This window comes from Pseudophaeobacter leonis (assembly GCF_002087335.1).
In the GTDB taxonomy this organism is placed as follows: Bacteria; Pseudomonadota; Alphaproteobacteria; order Rhodobacterales; family Rhodobacteraceae; genus Pseudophaeobacter; species Pseudophaeobacter leonis.
In genome coordinates this window covers 26004-38799 of sequence record NZ_MWVJ01000041.1, presented here as the reverse complement: position 1 = coordinate 38799, position 12796 = coordinate 26004, and the positions used below count along the sequence as shown (strand labels likewise).

Here is a 12796-nt window from a genome sequence, read left to right as displayed (position 1 = left end):
ATCGCGCAATGAATCTCCGGCGGGGCCGACATCCTTGTTGCGCACATCCGCCAGCATGGCCTGGCTGATGGTCTGCAACTCTGCCTGGGCTCCAGAACCAAAGCGGATGATGGAGTTGCTGTCCCCCATGTCAATCTCGCCCATGCGGGTCAGGATTGCGGTGCTCACTTCCGGCGTGGCGGCCTCCAGCGGCTGCACCTCTTCAACGGGTTCGGGCAGGGTCGTCGCGGCCACTGCCAGAACCTGTGCCTGGGCTTCGGCGGCTTTTTTTTGAATGGTTTCAGACATCTAATTTTCCTTGAGAATGAGTTAGCTGCGGTCCAGGTGGACGCCTTCACGCTGCAGCCGGTCGCGCAGCACATCGATTTCTATGGTGAGGTCGCTGCGGTCTTCCAGCAGCATTTTACGGGTGCGGGCGGCAAAGTTCTGCTCTAGATCGGTGAGCAGCGCCAGATAATCGGTGCGCGCTGCAGCGTCGCCGCTGCGGCTGTAGATATCGGCAAACTTTACTGTCGCGTCCTTGGCCCCCTGCAAATAAACCGTAAGGTACTTGCGGGCGGCGGTCAGATCGCGGGGGTCTTCCTCGACCGTGCGAAGCAATTCCCGCGCCACCGCCTGAAATTGCTCGACCCGGTCTTCGACTTCGCGGTCGCGGGCACGCATCGCGGCATCCGTCATGGCGTCAAGACTGTATTCGGCTTCTTCTACGGCGCGTGCAACCCGGCTTTGCTGAAAGGTATCAATGCCTTCGGTGCCTTTGTCCTTGAGAGGGTCCAGACCAAAGGCCGCCAGATGCAGACCGCAGGCCGCAATGCCATAGATCGCGGCTGTCACGAGACCAGGCTCGGCCTTCCACGCGGCGAGGGCGGCACCCGCGCCAACCAAAACGGCGGCAAGTATCTTGCGCGGCAGTGCAGGTTTGCGGGCGACCCGCCGGGCATCAAATGCTGCCTTGGCGCGCAGCCCTTCGCGCAAAAGATACGCCCCACCAGCCCAAAGGGCCGCAGCAGTCAGTCCAAGCGCCATACCGGTCGCCCCATCTTTGACGGAGAGCACCAGCAATAGCCCGGCGGGGATAAACATCAGGTTTGAGCGCACGCCAACCGGATCAACTGTGGCATTGCGCACAGCAGCATTGGCAAAGCCCTTTGATGAGTTCGTGTCAGGAGCTGCGCAAACAGACTTACCCTTGGGGCTGAATTTGCCGCCGAACTGTTGTGCCATGACTCTAGCCTCCTACAATCCAGCCGGTGCTGAGACCAAACATCAGGAAAAGCAAAGCCACAAAGGCCATTTTCTGCACGCGTATTCCCCTTATTCCCGCCGAATTCCCACTCGTTCTCAAGAAACTAGGGGATGCGCGCAGCACTTGCTAGGGGGAAGTCTGCGGGAACAGCCTCAGCGGCGGGGATTTTTGCCGATTGGGCGCGGTTTCGAGCCCGGCCCCCGCGGCGCAGGCTTGCCACCATCGCGCCGACTATCATTACCACGGGCTGGGCCTCGCTCTGGGCCACGGTTGGCGTTCCGCGAGCCGTCCCGCGAGGCATTGCGGGCATCTCTGGAACCGGCGCGGGTTTGGAGCTGAGCCGCGACTTTGAGCCATACGCTGCCCTCTCGCCGACCTTGCCGCCCGGTTTTCCAACGGGCTTTCCTGTTGGTTTGCCACTTGGCCTGTCGCCGGGCTTACCTGCAAATTTCCCTGAGGGTTTTCCTGCGGACTTGCCAGCTGGTTTTCCACCCGGTTTTCCACCCGGTCTGCTCCCCGGTTTACCTCGTGTCGGGCGCGCGGCTGGCACCTCTTCCACTTCCATATCTTCAGGCTCAAGCCCAAGCTGGTCGCGCACAACGCGCGGGCGCAACTCTTCCACTTCACCCAATTTCAGAGTGCCAAGCTGGAAGGGGCCGTAAGACAGGCGCAGCAAGCGGTTGACGTTAAATCCGATATCTTCGAGCGCGCGGCGAATTTCGCGGTTCTTGCCTTCGCGCAGCCCAATCGTGAGCCAGGCATTGGCCCCTTGCTGGCGATCCAGCGCCACATTCATGGGCTGGAACCTTTCGCCATCAATCACCATGCCCTGGCGCAGCGGCTCAAAGTCTGTGTCTTTGGGACGGCCGTTGATGCGCACACGGTAGCGGCGCAGCCAGCCAGTTGAGGGCAGCTCAAGGCGGCGTTTGATGCCACCGTCATTGGTCAGCAGCAGCAGCCCTTCGGAATTGATGTCGAGACGTCCGACGGTCATCACCCGGGGCAGGTCCTCGGGGAGCTCATCAAAGATGGTGCGGCGGCCTTTTTCGTCACTATTACTGGTCACCAGCCCGATTGGTTTATTGTAGAGCCAAAGCCTGGGTGCCTCGGCCTGCGGCAGGGGCTTGCCATCGACAATAATACGATCCCGGCTGGTAACATTGAGGGCGGGGCTGTCGATCTTGGTGCCATTGACGATGACACGCCCCTCGGCAATCATGCGTTCCGCTTCGCGTCGTGAGGCAACACCGGCGCGCGACAAGACCTTGGCGATGCGATCCCCGCTTGAGGCGCTTTCGTCCGGTTTGGCTGCGGCTGGTGCCGGCTTGGCGGCTGGTTTTGCGGAGGCTTGGGCCTTGCTGGAGGCTTTGCCTTTGGGGGATCCGGGTGCTTTGCTCATGGATTTGGGACATAGAGCATTCCGTTGGCTTGCGAAAGCACCCATTCCGGGGCAGGAAAGGTCATGGAGGACAAACCCGCTATGTTCAAATCGCATATGAGTGCTGCGCTTGACGAGGCGCGTGCTGCCGCACTGCGGGGCGAGGTTCCTGTGGGCGCGGTGTTGATTGCACCGGATGGCCGGGTTGTGGCACGGGCAGGCAACCGCACCCGCGAGCTGAGCGACCCCACCGCCCATGCGGAAATCCTGGTGCTGCGCGCCGCCTGTGCCGCGAAGGGTACGGAACGGCTGCAGGGGCATGATCTGTATGTGACGCTGGAACCCTGTGCCATGTGCGCCGCCGCTATCGCCGCGGCCCGCATTGCGCGGGTGTATTATGGCGCGTCTGATCCCAAATCCGGCGGTGTGGCCCATGGTGCCTGCGTGTTTTCCCACCCGCAGGCACATCACGCCCCTGAGGTCTACGAGGGGATCGCTGAAAGCGACTGCGCTGCGCTATTGACCCGTTTCTTTCGCGAAAAACGCCAGGTGCAAGATGACTGACCCGACGGGGCTTGCCGACCGGACTAAACTTGCTGGCCTGACTGATCTGGGGGCTCTTCCAGAGCAAATTCTGCGTTGTTTTCAGGTGTCGGATCCTGTGCTGATGACCACAACGGTCGGCGCAAGCCTCTGGCAGGTGCACTGCGCCAAAAGAGGCCGAGCTGTGCTGAAATACTACGGCAGCCGGGGCATGGGAAACGAGGCCGCGGGCTTTCGGTTCTTGGCTGATGCGCCTGATGCCTTTGCTGCCCAGATCTATAAGCTGCGCCAGGATGCGGCGCTGATCGAATGGCTTGAAGGGCCGTTTTGGCAGATGTGGCGCGGGCTGGCCAGGATTTTGAAGCGGCGCAGAGCCTTCTGGCCGTCGCCTGTGGTTTGCATCAGGCCCCCGCCGGCGAGGCCTCGGGCTATCCCCGGCTCGAGGATTGGTTTGCGCCGCTTTTGAAAGCTGAGATGGCGCCGGGATGTTCGCCCGATATGATTGCCGCAATCGCGGCAAGCCAGCGGCTGGTGCTGCATTTGCTGCAGACACAGACGGATCTGCGCCCTCTGCATGGGGATTTGCATCACGACAACGTTTTGAAGGCCCCGCGTGGCTATTGCGCCTTTGATGCAAAAGGCATTGTGGGGGAACGGGCCTTTGAGTTGGCCAATGCCTTTCGCCACCCAAAGGGCTGCGCACTTCTTGTGGGGACGCAGCGGCGCGTCCTTGCGCTGGCTGATCTGTGGTCGGCAGGCTTTGGGGTTGAGCGCCAGCGCTTGCTGCAATGGGCTGCTGTGAAATGCGCTTTGTCTATCGTATGGCGTAGCAGGGGGCCGGTGTTGCATGATGAGGAGCAGGGGCTGCTGGCCAGGCTTCTGGCCTGCGCACAGGAGAGCAGCACGGCGGGCGCGCTCTAACCTCCGGGCTGACGCGTTGTCTGAAGCCCCGATGTTTCTGGATTGCTCACTCTGGTTTGGCGGCTCTGGATTGCTCACTCTGGTTTGCCTGTGGGCTGTGAACAAAATGCCCCCGTCGTTTTAGGTCTTGGGCAGGGCGCAATATTGGGAGAGAATTTGATGACAAAAGTGATTGCCGGTTCAGATGGGCAGCTGCGCTGTGCCTGGAGTGCCTCGGCGCCAGAGTTTGACGCCTACCACGACAGGGAATGGGGCTATCCCGTTGGCGATGATATCCGCCTGTTTGAAAAAATCTGTCTCGAGAGTTTTCAGTCGGGCCTGAGCTGGCGCACCATTTTGACCAAACGCGAGAATTTTCGCGCCGCATTTTGTGGCTTCGACTGGACCCAAATCGCCAAATTCGACGAGGCCGATGTGGCACGCCTGCTGCAGGATGCCGGTATCATTCGCCATCGTGGCAAGATCGAAGCCGTGATCAACAACGCGCAGCGCGCGCAGGAGCTGGTGGCAGAGGCGGGCTCGCTGGCGGCGTTTTTCTGGAGCTTTGAGCCTGACCCCAATACCCTGCCGGAACCGCAAAGCCAAAGCACCAGTCCCGCTTCTGTCGCCCTGTCCAAGGCCTTGAAGAAACGCGGCTGGAAATTTGTCGGACCAACCACGGCCTTTGCCTTCATGCAGGCAATGGGGCTGGTCAATGACCATGCAACAGGCTGCATCTGTCGCCAAAAGGCCGTTGAGGCACGCGCGGCCTTTCAGGTTCCGGAGGCCTCAGGGTAACAATATAGCGCAACCGCGCCGGGCGCAGGCCCGGCGCTATGCCCAACGGGAGCGGATCTGCAGGTGCAGATCCTGCGACGGGCGGGAGCCTCTCTCTTTTCAGGGTGGGCGCCTTGCCTGTACTAGATCTCGATAGCCTGCATCACCTCCGGCTCGATCACCGCAACCCCGGGCAGGGCGGCACTCAGCGTCTCGGCGCTCTGTTCCAGAATCGGGAAGGTCTTGTAATGGCAGGGGATCACGGTTTTGAAGTTGAAATAGCGTTTCGCCGCATAGGCTGCCTGCTTCATATCCATGGTGAAATGGCCGCCGGCGCTCAGTATTCCGACATCGGGCTCAAAGTAGTCTCCCATCCAGTCCATATCGGCCATGAGGCCGGTGTCGCCTGAGATATAGACAGTTTTGCCCTCAGAGATCAGCATATAGCCAACCTCGGACCCACTGGCGCGCAACCCTTCCTCAGTGGTAAAGGTTGAGCTATGGCAGGCGGGGACCATGGCCAGCTTTGGCCCGCCCAGATCAACCGTGCCGCCTTTGTTAAATCCAATGGTGGCAATGCCTTCGCTTTCGCCCCAAAAGCCCATCAGATCATATTGTCCCACCACTGGAATCTTCATGGCCTTGGCCAGTGGCAAGATATCCGCGACATGGTCAAAATGGGTGTGGGTCAGAATAAGATGCGTCGCTCCGGACAGGGCGGCGTCATGCTGCTCTTTGCTCAGCGCGGGATTGCCGGTCAGCCAGGGATCCACCAGTAGCACCTGTCCTTCGGTTTCAATGCGAAAGCTGCCATGCCCCAACCAGATGATCTTCATATTCTTGTCTTCCCATTGTTATGATCTCTTTATCTTGACCGCAGCCTAGCAGGGGCAGGGGCGTTTGCCAGAGTTTGAGTGCGCTTTGATCCCGTTTTTTGTCGCGCCTTACGGGCCAGATACGGGCCAAACACAGACCAGAGTGGCCAGAACGCAGCCGGGAGGCGACTGGTGTGCACCGCTGCTAAATCCAACCTGACCCCAGCGCGCCGGGGCATTCGAGCGCGAAACCGGCTAAAAACGCTGCGATTTCGCCGCGATTTCACAGAGAAACCTGTCGCGGCAGCGGCGCTCAGGCTTGCGGCGCGCGCATCACCCCGGTAAATGCCAGTCTGAACACGCATGCCAGTCTGAAAACGAATGCCAGTCTGAACACGAGATGAGGGTTTCCATGTCGATTGACCAAAACACAGCCGCCAAAGTGGCCAAACTGGCCCGGATAAAGGTCGAAGAAGAGGCGCTGCCCGCACTGGCCGCCGAATTCAACACGATCCTTGAGTTCATTGAACAATTGAACGAAGTGGACGTCGAAGGGGTCGAGCCCATGACCTCGGTCACGCCGCAGCGTCTGAAACGGCGCGCCGATGTGGTCAATGACGGCAATCAGCAGGACAAGATCCTGTCCAATGCCCCCGATGCCCGCGAAGGCTTTTTTGCCGTCCCCAAAGTGATGGAGTGAAGAGATGAGCGATCTGAATAAACTGGGTCTGGCCGAGGCCCGCGATGCGCTCCGCAAGGGGGAAGTAACCTCCGTTGAGCTGACCCAGGCCTGTCTTGCAGCCATCGACAAGGCGGATGCCTTGAACGCCTTTGTGCATAAAACCCCCGAGATCGCGCTTGAGCGCGCTGCCGCTGCGGATGCGCGGCTGAAACAGGGCGATGCACCTGCGATGTGTGGTCTGCCTGTGGGCATCAAGGATCTGTTTTGCACCAAGGGTGTTGCCAGCCAGGCCGCCTCCAAGATCCTCGAAGGTTTTGTGCCAGAGTATGAAAGCACCGTCTCGCAGCAGCTTGCCGACGATGGTGCTGTGATGCTGGGTAAGCTGAACATGGATGAGTTCGCCATGGGGTCCTCGAACGAGACCTCGACCTATGGCAATGCGGTCAGCCCCTGGCGCCGTGCAGGTGAAGATACGCCGCTGACACCGGGTGGCTCCTCCGGTGGCTCGGCTGCGGCTGTGGCGGCAGATCTGTGTCCGGCGGCCACCGGCACCGATACCGGCGGATCAATCCGTCAGCCTGCGGCCTTTACCGGCACCGTTGGCATCAAACCCACCTATGGGCGCTGTTCGCGCTGGGGTGTTGTCGCCTTTGCCTCCTCGCTGGATCAGGCGGGGCCAATGACAAAATCGGTCCGCGACGCGGCCATTATGCTTGGGGCGATGGCGGGCCATGACCCAAAAGACAGCACCAGCGCCGATCTGGCGGTGCCGAACGTTGAGGCGATGCTGACCGGCGATATTCGCGGCAAAAAAATCGGTATTCCAAAAGAGTACCACATGGAGGGCATGCCCGCCGAGATCGAAAAGCTCTGGTCGGAAGGCACGGCAATGCTGAAAGCGGCCGGCGCCGAGATCGTTGAGATCTCATTGCCCCACACCAAATATGCCCTGCCTGCCTATTACGTGATCGCCCCTGCCGAAGCCTCGTCGAATCTGGCGCGCTATGACGGTGTGCGCTACGGTAACCGTGCGACGCTTGAAGCGGGCGATGGCATTACCGAGATGTATGAAAAGACCCGGGCCCAGGGCTTTGGCGATGAGGTCAAGCGCCGGGTCATGGTCGGGACCTATGTGCTCTCGGCCGGGATTTATGACGCCTATTACAACCGGGCGCGCCGGGTGCGCAGCCTGATCAAGCAGGACTTTGAAAACGTCTTTGCGGCGGGCGTCGATGCGATCCTGACCCCGGCGACACCTTCGGCGGCCTTTGGCCTGGGCGAGATGTCGGATGCGGATCCTGTGGCGATGTATCTGCTGGATGTCTTTACCGTCACGGTGAACCTTGCGGGACTTCCGGGCATTGCTCTGCCTGCTGGTCTTGACAGTCAGGGGTTGCCGCTGGGGCTGCAGCTGATTGGGCGTCCCTGGGAAGAGGGCGATCTGCTCAATACCGCCTATGCACTGGAGCAATCCACAGGTTTTGTGGCAAAGCCCGGAAAATGGTGGTAATAATCTCCTAAAAGCAGAGCAGATAAGCAGGTAGATCACATGCGCACCCTTGTTACTCTTGCTGCCATGGGCAGCTTTATAGCTCTTTCCGCCTGTAATCCGCCTGTTCCAGACAGTGCGGCGGGGGTTGGCCTTGTGGGCGACCCCTTTGCTGAACCGCTTGGGGCGGGGACCAGATCAATGGCGATCCATTGGTGCCTCCCTCACAAATTTCCAGCCGAAGCCCGCCGCTACAGGACGAACCGTTGCCCCTCGCTCCGCGCAGCCCTGGCAGCAGCACCGTTGCTTCCAGTTATGGCTCGACTTCCAGTGCGGATATCGCGGCTGAAACCCGGGCAGCGCTGTTGGCCGCCGTGGCCAATTCTGGGCAGGTGCCCGTCGAGGCCAGCCCGTCGAATCCTGCGCCTGCTCTCGTTGGTAGTCGCAGCCTTTCGGATGAGAACAGTTTTGAAGCCGTGGCATCGCGGCAAACCATTGAGAGCGATGCCGAACGCCTGCAGCAGCAACGGTCACAGTATCAGCAGGGACAGCCCACAGCACTGCCAAAGCAGACGGGCGGCAGCGATCCCAATATCGTGCAGTATGCGCTGACCACCTCGCATCCGCGTGGCACCAAAATTCACAGTCGTGCCGGGATAAACCTGCGGGCGCGTTCGGCCCGTAATTGTGCCGGGTTCTCCTCGCCTGAACTGGCCCAGGTCGCCTTTCTTGAGGCCGGAGGCCCGCAACGGGACCGGCAGGCGCTTGACCCGGATGGGGATGGCTATGCCTGTGGCTGGGATCCCAGCCCCTACCGACTGGCAATCCGCGGCAATTCTTGATGTGTGCTGCCGCCAGGACAGGCCTTCGAGCCGTTGGCGGATGATGTGATGAGCGAAAAATGTGATCCGCCTGAGCCATTGGCGCCCTTGGTGCCAATCTGGCGTCCCAGTCCAAACCACGGTGCCCGGCGTGAGGGGCTGACGCCCAGCCTGGTGGTGCTTCATTATACTGCTATGGACAGCGCTGAGGCCGCTCTGGCGCGGCTGTGTGATCCCCTCGCCGAAGTCTCTGCCCATTATCTGATCGGCGGCGATGGCCAGCTTTGGCAGATGGTGGCGGAAGATCAGCGCGCCTGGCATGCCGGGGCGGGAAGCTGGGCCGGGCAGGGCGATATTAACTCGCGCTCCATCGGGATCGAGCTGGACAACCGCGGCACACACCCGTTTTCAGAGCCACAGATGGCTGTCCTGGAGGCGTTGTTGGAGCAAATCCTCGCGCGCTGGTCCATTGCTCCTGAAGGTGTCATTGGGCATTCTGACATGGCGCCGGGGCGCAAGGCTGATCCGGGCCCGCGCTTCGCCTGGGCGCGGCTCGCCAGCCTGGGGTTGGCGCGGGCGACACCCTTGGTGTCTGAGGCCGCCGGCGCGGGGGGCAAGCCTGCGGTGCCGAACCGTACCTCGGTGAACTTTGCCAACCTCTGCGCAGCGGCTGGCTATAGCGCTGAAAGCAGTCCTGAGGCGCTGTTGGAAGCGCTGCGCTTGCGGCATGCGCCGATGCGGCAGGGGCCCTGTTGTGCCGCGGATATGGCGCTGCTGCAGGCGCTGGCCTCTTAATCGCGGCACCTGGTTTTCGGTTGTCCCTGACCCCAACGGATGCTCAGCCTAAGTGGTCGGTGCGCAGAAGGCTGGACGGCAGCGCTGAAGGTTCGCCTTTCGCGAGGAAAGTCCGGACTCCATAAAGCAACGGTGCCGGGTAACGCCCGGGCGGGGTAACCCGACGGATAGCGCCACAGAAAAACAAACCGCCACGCCCCGCAGCGCCGCTAAGGCAAGCGGATCCGGTGTGGTAAGGGTGAAACGGTGGGGTAAGAGCCCACCGCGCCGCTGGCAACAGGGGTGGCACGGCAAGCCCCACCGGGAGCAATGCCAAATAGGGTCCCCGCGCGGGCAGGGTCGGCGCAAGCCGAAACCTCCGCTAGGCTTGCTTTAGCCGAGAGGGACCGGCTTGGCAGCTAGAGGTGCGCAGCAATGCGCATCGCAGAGGAATGGACGTCTAAGGGGCGCAAGCCTTGGGACAAAATCCGGCTTACAGGCCTTCTGCGCAATTAGATCTACCGGCTGGCTTTGGGCGGGTGGGATGTCAGGCCTGCGGGCCCTTGGCCTATCGGGGGTGTGGCTGCTGCCATGCGTCACAGCCATCCGCACAGCTCCCTGATAAAGAAAGCGAAGCGGAAGCGGCAATTCCGCTGGTTTAAGGTGGGAATGCTATTGACTCGGGGGCTGGGGCGGGTACAAGCCACGCTCATATTATGAATTTACCGAGAGGCCCCTGCCTTTTCGGACGCAGGAGAAGCACCATGGCGAAGCCTACCACAATCAAGATCCGCCTGAACTCGACCGCGGGCACGGGCCACTTCTACGTGACCAAGAAAAACGCACGCACCATGACCGAGAAAATGGTCGTTCGTAAGTACGACCCGGTTGTGCGCAAGCACGTTGAGTACAAAGAAGGCAAAATCAAATAAGCCTTACTTGTTCAAACAAGTTTTAAAAGGGGTCACGCATCGCGTGGCCCTTTTTGCTTTTCCGCTCCCGGCATGCCTGTGTGTTGCGGCTGCCGAAAATCTGCGTCACCTGCTTGTGGTTTGTTTTATCTTCATATTTCTTAAGAAAGGCTGCAGGCGCAGGCAGGATGCAGGACTGTCGCGGTCCTCGGACTGGTGGCGCGGCGCAGGGCTCTCAGCGCGGATCGCTAAAATTCGACTGTAATGAGAGGAAAACTCCTAATACTTTCAGGTGGATACGGCAAGATTTTGCCCCATTCTCTCCCTATCCCGGCGGGTGTTGTTGGATGAGAAGCGGGTGACGTTATGGTGAAGAGTGTTTTGTTCAGTGCTGCATTTATTCTTGCGGTTGGCCCCGGCGACGCCCCGGTTCATACCAATACTGTGCCGCAGCCTGTAGAGGTGCGCTCGTCGGTGCTTGAGGAAAACACCTTCCGGAAACAGGCCCATGGCGCGGCCACCAGCCCTGCGCAGGCCGAGAGCCGGAGCACGGGTCAAGAGGCCTCTGTTGTTGAGCCTGGCAGCCAGTTGCTTGTGGTGCAGGTTCAGGGCCGGTCTTTGTCACTATCCCTGATGCGGGCGGACCGTACCGGGTTTGCCGTGCTGAGCGTGCCCCAACGCAGCGTGATTCCCAGCCTGCCTGCCTTGGAGGAGGAGGCCTTTCGCGGACTGGTGGCTGCGGAATCAGGCTGCCGCCCGGTTGGTCGGGTTCAGGTGGTTGGCAGCAGGCGTGGCACGGTGGCCCTGGCGACAGGCTTTGCCTGCGGCTAACGCACCCCGGTGGCCCGGGTTTGCCGCGTCCCTAATCAGCCCCCAGCCTCCAGTGGATGTATTTGCCTGTGGCGGCCCGCGATGTCAGGCCGTGATGTCAGGCGCGCCATTCGGCGATTGTCATCACCGGAAGTAATCCCAGGCTTTGGGACAGTGCTGCGGATGCTGTGTTGAAGGGCGCATAGCTTGTGGCGATGCTGTCGATATTCTGGCCTTTTGCCTGGCGTTTGACCTCGTGCAGCAAGGCAAGACCAACGCCCATACGACGAAAGGCTTTGGACACCGCAATGTGGTGGATCATACAGCGCGTCTCACCGCTGCGCAGCGGCTCATGAGGCCGCGTCTCAATCCCATAGATCACATAGCCCAATAGTGCCCCCTGCGGGCTTTCTGCGATGAGGGCCGTGAGGCTTTCACGGCTGAGCCAGTCCTGTAGCCAGTCTGTCAGGACCTGGTCCTTGGGATTGGCCGGGTACCGCGCGGGGTGGTGCTGCACATGCAGCGCATGCAGTTCCTGCAACAGCGGAACAAGCCGGGCGGCGTCCTCGGGCGGCAGAGGCAAAATCTTCATTGTGGTATCCTTACGTATCTGGTGCTGCCCAGGCGGGGGGGGGGGGTCCTGCGCAAACAAACCTGCACAAACAAAAAGGGCGGATCAAAGTGATCCGCCCCTCGCCGTAAATCTGGTTTTGGAAGTGTCGCTTATTCGCGGTTCCCAAGCAGCTGGAGCAGCATGATGAAGAGGTTGATAAAGTCCAGATAGAGGCTCAGCGCGCCCATGATGGCGGCTTTGCCAAGCCATTCCTGATCGCCGGAATGGGCCATTTCCAGATAGGTGGTCTTGATCTTCTGGGTGTCATAGGCGGTGAGACCGGCAAAGATCAGCACGCCAATCACGGAAATCGCAAAGGCCATGGCGCCAGACTGCATGAACATATTGACGATCGAGGCCACAATCAGGCCGATCAGGCCCATGATCAGGAAGGCGCCCATTGCTGTGAGGTCTTTTTTGGTGGTGTAGCCCACCAGGGACAGACCGGCAAAAGAGATCGCGGTGATCAGGAAGACCTGAATGATCGACTGTCCGGTGAAAACCAGAAAGATCGAGCTGAGCGACAGGCCCATGACAGCGGCAAACGCGTAGAAAAGCAGCTGTACACCGGCGGCGGACATCCGGTTTGCGGCTGGGCCAAAGCCAAAGATAAAGATCAAGGGCGCAAACATGATGACATATTTCAGCGGCGACATGTAGATGGTCGCGCCGAGGCTGGTCAGGTATTTGCCCTCACCGATCATTCCGGCAGCGCCGGTGGGATCTGCTGTTACAAGCAGACCTGAAATGGCCCAGGCTGCCAAAAAGGTGATGAACAGGCCTGCGGACATGGTGCCGTAGACCTTGTTCATATGGGCACGCAGGCCCGCGTCGATCTCGGAGGCGCGGGCGCCTACATTGGATCTGATGGTGTCAAACTGTGCCATATATTATGGTCTCCGTTCCAAATTCTCCCTCGCCGACCCCGGATGCCTTGCAGCACTCCAGGTGACGTTCCCGCTAAATATCGGATTTCTTGGCGTTGCGTTCAAGTCTCTATGCTCAGAAACCTGTTAAAAGCGTAAAAAGACCTGCCG

At 60.3% G+C, this 12796-nt stretch carries 15 protein-coding genes and 1 other RNA gene; 10 read left to right on the top strand and 6 right to left on the bottom strand.

The features are described from left to right. The 3 genes from B4968_RS10585 to B4968_RS10575 form a co-directional block, all read right to left on the bottom strand. A partial coding sequence (locus B4968_RS10585) for a toxic anion resistance protein (RefSeq protein WP_173907545.1) occupies positions 1 to 288 on the bottom strand: 288 nt, incomplete at its 3' end. Positions 289 to 309: 21 nt separating this feature from the next. After that, positions 310 to 1224 (bottom strand): 5-bromo-4-chloroindolyl phosphate hydrolysis family protein, encoded by a 915-nt coding sequence (locus tag B4968_RS10580; RefSeq protein WP_083098885.1) that lies wholly within the window; start codon positions 1222 to 1224, stop codon positions 310 to 312. 125 nt (positions 1225 to 1349) lie between these two features. Further along, complete coding sequence (locus B4968_RS10575) at positions 1350 to 2645, bottom strand: pseudouridine synthase (protein ID WP_162495047.1); 1296 nt, start codon at positions 2643 to 2645, stop codon at positions 1350 to 1352. A 63-nt stretch (positions 2646 to 2708) separates the two neighbouring features. On the opposite strand from B4968_RS10575, the gene B4968_RS10570 reads away from it, so the two are divergent. From B4968_RS10570 to B4968_RS10560, 3 genes are all read left to right on the top strand, one after another. Beyond that, positions 2709 to 3188: a nucleoside deaminase gene (locus tag B4968_RS10570; RefSeq protein ID WP_241525683.1), complete on the top strand. Its 480-nt coding sequence runs from the start codon at positions 2709 to 2711 to the stop codon at positions 3186 to 3188. Positions 3189 to 3503: 315 nt separating this feature from the next. Then, positions 3504 to 4088: an aminoglycoside phosphotransferase family protein gene (locus B4968_RS10565; RefSeq protein ID WP_241525684.1), complete on the top strand. Its 585-nt coding sequence runs from the start codon at positions 3504 to 3506 to the stop codon at positions 4086 to 4088. A gap of 159 nt (positions 4089 to 4247) precedes the next feature. Beyond that, entirely contained in the window at positions 4248 to 4865 is a 618-nt protein-coding gene (locus tag B4968_RS10560) for a DNA-3-methyladenine glycosylase I (protein ID WP_083098879.1), read from the top strand. A 122-nt stretch (positions 4866 to 4987) separates the two neighbouring features. Here the strand turns inward: B4968_RS10560 and B4968_RS10555 are convergent, their stop codons facing one another. Beyond that, on the bottom strand, positions 4988 to 5680 hold the full coding sequence (locus B4968_RS10555; protein WP_083098876.1) for a metal-dependent hydrolase: 693 nt from the start codon (positions 5678 to 5680) through the stop codon (positions 4988 to 4990). 391 nt (positions 5681 to 6071) lie between these two features. On the opposite strand from B4968_RS10555, the gene gatC reads away from it, so the two are divergent. The 7 genes from gatC to B4968_RS10520 all read left to right on the top strand — a co-directional run bounded on the left by gatC (position 6072) and on the right by B4968_RS10520 (position 11167). Further along, positions 6072 to 6359 carry an Asp-tRNA(Asn)/Glu-tRNA(Gln) amidotransferase subunit GatC gene (gene gatC / locus B4968_RS10550; protein ID WP_083098873.1) on the top strand — a complete coding sequence of 96 codons (288 nt, stop codon included), beginning with the start codon at positions 6072 to 6074 and terminating at the stop codon, positions 6357 to 6359. 4 nt (positions 6360 to 6363) lie between these two features. Further along, the gene (gatA, locus tag B4968_RS10545) at positions 6364 to 7851 is read left to right on the top strand and encodes an Asp-tRNA(Asn)/Glu-tRNA(Gln) amidotransferase subunit GatA (protein ID WP_083098871.1); all 1488 of its coding nucleotides are present in this window, start codon (positions 6364 to 6366) and stop codon (positions 7849 to 7851) included. Positions 7852 to 8096: 245 nt separating this feature from the next. Continuing rightward, entirely contained in the window at positions 8097 to 8672 is a 576-nt protein-coding gene (locus tag B4968_RS10540) for a hypothetical protein (RefSeq protein ID WP_338153242.1), read from the top strand. 48 nt (positions 8673 to 8720) lie between these two features. Next, on the top strand, positions 8721 to 9446 hold the full coding sequence (locus tag B4968_RS10535) for an N-acetylmuramoyl-L-alanine amidase (RefSeq protein WP_083098895.1): 726 nt from the start codon (positions 8721 to 8723) through the stop codon (positions 9444 to 9446). A gap of 63 nt (positions 9447 to 9509) precedes the next feature. Beyond that, positions 9510 to 9937: RNase P RNA component class A (rnpB, locus tag B4968_RS10530), an RNA gene on the top strand. A gap of 252 nt (positions 9938 to 10189) precedes the next feature. Beyond that, on the top strand, positions 10190 to 10357 hold the full coding sequence (rpmG, locus tag B4968_RS10525; protein WP_007814563.1) for a 50S ribosomal protein L33: 168 nt from the start codon (positions 10190 to 10192) through the stop codon (positions 10355 to 10357). A gap of 345 nt (positions 10358 to 10702) precedes the next feature. Beyond that, positions 10703 to 11167 carry a hypothetical protein gene (locus B4968_RS10520; protein WP_083098868.1) on the top strand — a complete coding sequence of 155 codons (465 nt, stop codon included), beginning with the start codon at positions 10703 to 10705 and terminating at the stop codon, positions 11165 to 11167. A gap of 97 nt (positions 11168 to 11264) precedes the next feature. Here the strand turns inward: B4968_RS10520 and B4968_RS10515 are convergent, their stop codons facing one another. Further along, positions 11265 to 11738 carry a GNAT family N-acetyltransferase gene (locus B4968_RS10515; protein ID WP_083098865.1) on the bottom strand — a complete coding sequence of 158 codons (474 nt, stop codon included), beginning with the start codon at positions 11736 to 11738 and terminating at the stop codon, positions 11265 to 11267. 131 nt (positions 11739 to 11869) lie between these two features. Next, the gene (locus B4968_RS10510) at positions 11870 to 12646 is read right to left on the bottom strand and encodes a Bax inhibitor-1/YccA family protein (protein ID WP_083098862.1); all 777 of its coding nucleotides are present in this window, start codon (positions 12644 to 12646) and stop codon (positions 11870 to 11872) included. Positions 12647 to 12796: the final 150 nt, after the last annotated feature.

What these genes read in the sequence shown, in the direction of transcription:
- B4968_RS10575 (WP_162495047.1), bottom strand. Translation starts at nt 2,645, where the DNA reads ATGAGCAAAGCACCCGGATCCCCCAAAGGCAAAGCCTCCAGCAAGGCC.
- B4968_RS10510 (WP_083098862.1), bottom strand. Translation starts at nt 12,646, where the DNA reads ATGGCACAGTTTGACACCATCAGATCCAATGTAGGCGCCCGCGCCTCC.
- B4968_RS10560 (WP_083098879.1), top strand. Translation starts at nt 4,248, where the DNA reads ATGACAAAAGTGATTGCCGGTTCAGATGGGCAGCTGCGCTGTGCCTGG.
- rpmG (WP_007814563.1), top strand. Translation starts at nt 10,190, where the DNA reads ATGGCGAAGCCTACCACAATCAAGATCCGCCTGAACTCGACCGCGGGC.
- B4968_RS10535 (WP_083098895.1), top strand. Translation starts at nt 8,721, where the DNA reads ATGAGCGAAAAATGTGATCCGCCTGAGCCATTGGCGCCCTTGGTGCCA.
- B4968_RS10570 (WP_241525683.1), top strand. Translation starts at nt 2,709, where the DNA reads ATGGAGGACAAACCCGCTATGTTCAAATCGCATATGAGTGCTGCGCTT.
- B4968_RS10520 (WP_083098868.1), top strand. Translation starts at nt 10,703, where the DNA reads ATGGTGAAGAGTGTTTTGTTCAGTGCTGCATTTATTCTTGCGGTTGGC.
- B4968_RS10580 (WP_083098885.1), bottom strand. Translation starts at nt 1,224, where the DNA reads ATGGCACAACAGTTCGGCGGCAAATTCAGCCCCAAGGGTAAGTCTGTT.
- B4968_RS10555 (WP_083098876.1), bottom strand. Translation starts at nt 5,680, where the DNA reads ATGAAGATCATCTGGTTGGGGCATGGCAGCTTTCGCATTGAAACCGAA.
- gatA (WP_083098871.1), top strand. Translation starts at nt 6,364, where the DNA reads ATGAGCGATCTGAATAAACTGGGTCTGGCCGAGGCCCGCGATGCGCTC.
- gatC (WP_083098873.1), top strand. Translation starts at nt 6,072, where the DNA reads ATGTCGATTGACCAAAACACAGCCGCCAAAGTGGCCAAACTGGCCCGG.
- B4968_RS10515 (WP_083098865.1), bottom strand. Translation starts at nt 11,738, where the DNA reads ATGAAGATTTTGCCTCTGCCGCCCGAGGACGCCGCCCGGCTTGTTCCG.